4 protein-coding genes and 2 pseudogenes are annotated in these 6428 nt (G+C 38.1%); 2 read left to right on the forward strand and 4 right to left on the reverse strand.

Annotated features, from left to right (window positions below; all coding sequences use genetic code 11):
- Nucleotides 1-386: 386 nt before the first annotated feature.
- A pseudogene (locus FTT98_RS16980) lies at nucleotides 387-497 on the forward strand (IS5/IS1182 family transposase); the annotation flags it as partial.
- A gap of 163 nt (nucleotides 498-660) precedes the next feature.
- Nucleotides 661-2259, forward strand: coding sequence for an alkaline phosphatase (locus FTT98_RS16985; RefSeq protein WP_000964377.1), 1599 nt, complete (start codon nucleotides 661-663; stop codon nucleotides 2257-2259).
- A 606-nt stretch (nucleotides 2260-2865) separates the two neighbouring features.
- Here the strand turns inward: FTT98_RS16985 and FTT98_RS16990 are convergent.
- The 4 genes and pseudogenes from FTT98_RS16990 to FTT98_RS17005 all read right to left on the reverse strand — a co-directional run.
- Nucleotides 2866-4131 carry a type II toxin-antitoxin system HipA family toxin gene (locus tag FTT98_RS16990; protein ID WP_180110228.1) on the reverse strand — a complete coding sequence of 422 codons (1266 nt, stop codon included), beginning with the start codon at nucleotides 4129-4131 and terminating at the stop codon, nucleotides 2866-2868.
- Nucleotides 4131-4436: a helix-turn-helix domain-containing protein gene (locus FTT98_RS16995; RefSeq protein ID WP_000366814.1), complete on the reverse strand. Its 306-nt coding sequence runs from the start codon at nucleotides 4434-4436 to the stop codon at nucleotides 4131-4133. The genes FTT98_RS16990 and FTT98_RS16995 overlap by 1 nt, the downstream gene beginning before the upstream one ends.
- A gap of 920 nt (nucleotides 4437-5356) precedes the next feature.
- The gene (locus FTT98_RS17000; protein ID WP_004726728.1) at nucleotides 5357-5614 is read right to left on the reverse strand and encodes a hypothetical protein; all 258 of its coding nucleotides are present in this window, start codon (nucleotides 5612-5614) and stop codon (nucleotides 5357-5359) included.
- Nucleotides 5615-5963: 349 nt separating this feature from the next.
- Nucleotides 5964-6299 (reverse strand): annotated as a pseudogene (locus tag FTT98_RS17005) (Fic/DOC family protein); the annotation flags it as partial.
- Nucleotides 6300-6428: the final 129 nt, after the last annotated feature.

A 6428-nucleotide genomic window follows, 5' to 3' on the forward strand; every position in this document is an offset into this window, starting at 1 on the left:
ACGCCACTTAAATAAGTTAAGGCGCTAAAGCGATAAAAGCTACATGATGGCCAGTACTGAGCACTGGCGATCTAAGTCAATGCTGCAGTTCTCATCATCATTGGAATAAGTGGACAAATTCCTGACACGGAATACTATAACTGAGGTCACTTAAATGGGATGCATAAGTTATGTAAGTTACGCCACTTAAATAAGTTGAGGTGCTAAAGCGATAAAAGTGGCACTGTTGGAAATATAGATTTAAGTCGATGATTTTTCCTTTAAAAAAAGTACTTAAAGACGGCTTTGTTGCACAAAGCTGTTTGTAAGGTCTGATTCAGCAATATAATTTCCGAATGAAGAAGCCAGCAACTAAAATCTACCGTACAACGAATTGGTCCGCATATAAACTCAGTGCGAGAAACTTTCAGAGCCAAGTGAATGAGATTCATGCTCGTGTGACAGTATTAAATAAATTTACGGATTTAGGCAGACCTCACACCCAAGTTGTCACTTAAGTTTGAGAAGCTTAGGGGAGTTCTACTTTTAAAATCTTTGTGCAACAAAGCCACAGTAAATGTCAACAGACCCTAATTAGTCATAATAATATTTTCATAAATTTGTCATGTAAATTGAATATTTAAAGCGTATTTTTCGACCATCCTAAGATGAGGCGATGCAATGCTTTGGCATAAGAAAAAATTTAATAAAAAATCAATAAGTTTGGCATGCTGTAGTTTGGGCACAGTTATTTTGACGGGCTGCCAAAGTCCTGCTTTAGTTCAATCATCTTCTGCTTCAGTACAACCACTAAAACAGCCCCACCGTGTGGTTTTTTTCTTGGGAGATGGAATGGGTATCACGACACTGACAGCTGCACGAATTTATGCTGTTGGTGAAGATGGCCAACTGCCGATAGATCAACTGCCAGAGTCAGCATTTGTTCGTACTTTCTCAGAAGATGCACAGGTTACAGATAGCGCACCATCGATGGGTGCCTATATGACAGGTGTAAAAATGAAAAATGAAGTGATATCCATGCAGACTGGAACAATTGCAGTAGAACCAAATCAGGCCGGAAATCATCAATGTGGAACCAATCCTCAGAACCAGAATAAGCAAGACACTCAAACTTTACTTGAATTGGCCAAAGCACGAGGTTGGGGTACAGGGGTAGTCACAACAACTCGCATTACGCATGCTACACCAGCATCGACTTATGCCCATATTTGTCATCGTGATGCTGAAAATGACATAGCATCCCAATTAGTACCAAGTTCGCAAGGTGATACCTATCAGCGTTATAACGTCAAATTAAAAGATGGGGTTGATGTGATTCTAGGCGGGGGTAAGCGTCAATTTCTGCCGAAAGATCAAGGGGGAGAACGGATAGACCAACGGAATTTGATCGCAGAAATGCAACAAGCAGGCTATCGAGTGGTCTATGATCAAACTCAACTCTCCCAGATGAAGTTAGGAAAGAATGAAAAATTATTGGGTTTGTTTAATACTAGCCATTTAAATTATGACTTAGATCGAACCAAAAAAAACTTGCCTGAACCTAGCTTAAAGCAAATGACGTTGGCCGCTTTGGACATTCTAACCCAAAATAAAAATGGTTTTTTCCTGATGGTTGAAGGGGGACGTATAGACCATGCTTTACATGACACCAATGCTAAGCGTGCATTACAGGATACAATTGCCCTAAACGAGGCTTTGGATGCAACCATTAAAAAACTTCGACAAAGTGACCCTGAATTAAAAAATACCTTGATTGTGATAACTGCAGATCATGATCACACTCTAATTTTAAATGGCTATGCCAAGCGTACTGGAAAATATGTACAAGGTCAGGAAACCAGTGTACTAGGTTTGGTTAAAAACTATGATCGTGCGGGTTTTGCCAAAGATATTCATGGACAACCTTATCCGATTATTGGTTTTGGTACGGGCAAAAAGCGTCCGACACAAAATCGGATGGATGACCTAGTAATCAATTTGAAAGACAGTGATATCTGTCATCCAGTACAGGGTCCACAACCTAAACAAGGTGAGAAATATAGTTTTACTTATCCTTTGAGTGAAACTGGTTGGTGTACGGGAGCTGCTGCGGATGATTTCCAGCAAGAAGCCGTGATTCAGACAGGTTTTAAAGATAAAGAAACACATGGCGGGGCTGATGTTTTCTTGGAAGCCATAGGGCAGGGAGCAGAGCAATTCTCGGGCAGCTTAGAGAATGTTAAAGTGAACCATCTGATTCGCAAGATCACAGGCTTATAAGTAGAGGGATATCCAATGAATAGTACATTAAAATAACACTAAATATAAAAAAAATGAAAGAATAATTTACTAAGTTATTGTTTTTAAGTTGATCCTTGTTTTATATGGGGGTGATAATAACTTCTGATTACTAGTTTTTACCTTAAATATACCGATTGAAAGATTCATTTAAAGGCTATAAATACATGAGTTTTACAGTTTGGCTAGGTCAGCATGAGTACTTTTCACAAGATTTAAGATCGACCATGAACGTGATTAAGTTATAGGGGATTGATGAAATAGTTTTTATGAATTTCTGGCTTTCTGGGCTGATTTTATCAAATTCATGTCTATGCAAAATTGCGACATATTTCTCGTGCTGGTAGTTATCCAGAGTTTGGTCTGCATCTATCCATAGTGCAGACCTTTTTTTGGTGACAGTTTTTTCTTAGTGATTTTCGATCTGGATGTAGTGATTTCACGTTTGCAGAATATATCTTGGCGGTGATCCATCTAATATTCGTGATTATAAAGAGAGCTAATTCACAGGTTCTACAGATTATGTAGCGACTAACTATATCAAAGTCTATTTGCAGTTGATGGTTGGCGCTTAGTTTATATTTACGCTTAGGTTTCAGTTAAAAAATCAATATTCTGTTGAATCCGTGATTGAATCATCTGTAGGGTAGATTCTCGAATTTGATGGGGATACAGGCGCTGCGCAATTTGACTAAATTGAAGTGCAATTTCACGCATAGTCAAGATGATCTCATCGACTTCTAGAGTAGTCAGATTAGCTTCTGAAGTACCGAGTTTATGTATGTCACTTCGGGAAATATTGAGCGCTTCTCCCATAATGTCCATTTGATGATAACCACCTGGACCCTCGCAGAAGGTCACATCATAGGCTGGAGCCAATTTCCATTGACCATTTTTCTCCATGAGAAATGAAAAGTTCTTAGTATGGTCATCCCGATTATTGAAAAGCACATTAAACACAGCACGTTTAAAAGCATGCAATCTTTCTCGTACATCTTGCGTACACATCAAGGTTGCCCGGAGAAAATTGCGATAGTCTAGGCTACCTGGAACTTTATAGTCTGCTCCTGTATATGCAGCCAAACTCTGCATTGGAATCCGCATACCATTTTGACGATCGAATCGTTTAGAAGCAAAAGCCGTTAAACCATTGGGCAAATTAAAGAAATGGGTATCTGGAGTCTCAATTGCACAAAGTCGCAAACATTCTGCATAGACGGCTTCAATGGCGCAGACTTCAGGATGCTCTTGCTGAGCAGGAAACTTAATCAGCCAGGCTTCATGTTGATCAGAATCTTGAGTCGAAAACTCTAAATTGACAGGATCTCGGTAAACCAACGCTTTTGGTCTGGCACCTTGAGGGGAGCCACCCATGACCAATAAATGCTGTAGAAATTCACCACCTTCACCTTTGAGTACTTCTTGAACTTCCTGGGCCAGTTGTTGTAAAGGGATATTTTCTGAGGTTTGCATGTCAGCAACACAAGGTTCAAAGGAGAGGGCACCCATTGCGTGACTACTAATATAGGTCAGACGCTCCAAAGGTCCAATTCGTGCTGAATTTAAGCCAATTTTTTTGAAATATCGATCCATCAACATCATGCCCCAACCATCTGGTAAAGCGTCATAGACTGGACCTGGGAGTCCCATTTGATGAGTAGGAAAACCTTGTCTGAATGGTAGACCTTTTAAAGGCAGCAAGTAAGAAGAGAGCTCAACACCTTGCTGTATTGCTTCTGGACTATATTCAAAAGCAATGGTGGGTCTACCTGTCGTGGCTGTTGAACTAATCAGCGTTCCCCATAACCATGATTCGCCCCAACCGTTGTAATAAACATTAAGTCTATTGAGCATTATCCCTTCCTCTTAATACGGTGGCGCTTACTTTGACTCTCATAGCGAAGAATGTCATTCACACTGTTAAGCTGAGGTTTAAATAGTTCCTGAAGTTCGTTTAATCGACCCAAGACCATTGCAATACGGACTAAATTTTCAACAGATACATTTCGTCCCGCTTCAAGATTCGAAACTGTATTCACGCCGACACCAGCGCGTGCTGCTACCTCAGCTTGAGACATCTCCAGAAAGAGTCGTTGCTTACGTAAACGCTCACCTAAAAGAGTCACAACTTCTTCTGGTTTAGTGAAATATAAATCCATTAAATTGGGTCTTAAGAATGAATAATTTAATTAAATCACAAAATAATGGAATTAATCTATAGCTATAGTGTGGCTAAGGAGGGCTTTGTTGCACAGCACATCAGAAGGGTAGGTATAGTCCTTGGGTATCGGTTACAGAAAATCATCAGGATGTACTTTGACTGATTGTTGATACGGAGATTTCAGTATTTTCATTTTTCCTAATAGGTCACATTACTTAGAAAGGGTTCTTCGAAAATTAGTTCATACTTTAAAAATCCTATAAATATTGAGGATATTTTCTTAATGCTTTCAATATAGCATGCGGCTATATGTAACTCGAACGGGCTTAATCTGCCTTTCAGTATAAATTTTTTGGGCGTGAGAGGGGAGAGGTGTGAGGGCAAGCAATTTATATCGTGGATACTTCTAAATTACTTATGTAATAGAAGGTGGTAAACATGGATTTAGAGGTAATAACACTAAATATAAAAAAATTGGAAGAATAATTTATTAAATTATTGTTTTTATGTGGTTATTGGTGATGTTATGAATAATAATAACTTTTTTCTTGATGAATTTTACCTAAAAAAATTGATCAGATAATTTTCTTTAAATGTCATGCATACATAAATTTGACAGTTTGAAGGGATCGGTATGTGCATTTTTCACAAGGTTAAAGATCGACCATAAATGTGATAAACGGCAGAGGATCATTGAAAAATGAATGGATTTAAACACTACATGTATGCACGAAAAAAAGTATCGCTGCGGTTCTGCTGACAGGCTGTATTGAGCATTGAATGCAAATGATGTAGTAATTGTCTACAGGCTATAGGACCAGCATGAAGAAGAATGAAATGTAGTTGCCAATTTATAACCTTGGTTGAAAAGCATAGCATTGTTATTCGGAGAAGTGAGGTAAGCCATCCTTCTCTTATTCATTTAAAATGATTCTTACTCAACTGATCTCGACTCATGGGCTGGTTCCAATTAGACGGATAATAACTTCCATCCCCTATCTTTTTCTTACCACATTTCTTGCATTTAATCCCTTCTTTGGAGATTTGATTCAGCATCACTGTTGTCGGTTGAATCAAATCAATGACATAGTTCGTTGGTTCAGGAAAAGCAGAAGAGGCTGCTTTATTGCAAAAGAGAACATTCGGATCAAATGGATTGGATTGCACAAAAGCCATGATACAGCCACAGAGTAATTCACCTGCATGTAATCTGTAACATCCATTCAGGTCATCAGACGAAGATTAATCTGAAATTTAAGCACTAAACACCATAAATCTATGTATGGGCAGACTTTTTTGAGACATATGTTGATAAACATGCGGCAAGTTACATTGCTTAAAAGTCTATCTAAGTTAACGATCTATTCAATTCTGGATAAGTAATCTGAATATTACGATCCTAAATTACCCGAAGAGTATTAAGATTTCTAAGAATCGTGATTGTTGGTTTATTTGGGAAATTAATCAGTGGATTGAAGCAAAGATGATGGCTCATTAAGGATTGTGGGCTTCGACTACTTAAATTTTAGGTATTTTGAATAAAGCATATTTCAAAAATCTGAATTAATGGATTTAAATTACCATAAAAACCTTCAATATTTGCTTGAATCCATTGTTGTTGAGAGTCAATGCGAGACCAATCAATACCATAACCACAATGAGCAATCAGATGCTCAAAGAAAATCCGTTGTGTACGTCCATTACCTTCACGGAATGGGTGTATGACATTAAGCTCACAATACAAGTCGGCAAGTTGAGGGATTAGTTTTTGTGGTGCTAAGCCTTGAAAGTATTTTTTTTCTTGAAGTGGCCTAAGTAATTTATTGGTTTCAATTTCAATACGGGAAAAATTACAAAAACGGGCTCTGTACACGACAAAAATAGATAACTCATTGAAATAATGTCACAATAATTGTTTTCTAACGACGAATACTATGACACATCTCAATGAGTTATATCTTATCTTAAACAAATCTCTAAAATGGAACAA

It is taken from the genome of Acinetobacter sp. YH12039, from assembly GCF_013420015.1.
Taxonomy (GTDB): Bacteria; Pseudomonadota; Gammaproteobacteria; order Pseudomonadales; family Moraxellaceae; genus Acinetobacter; species Acinetobacter amyesii.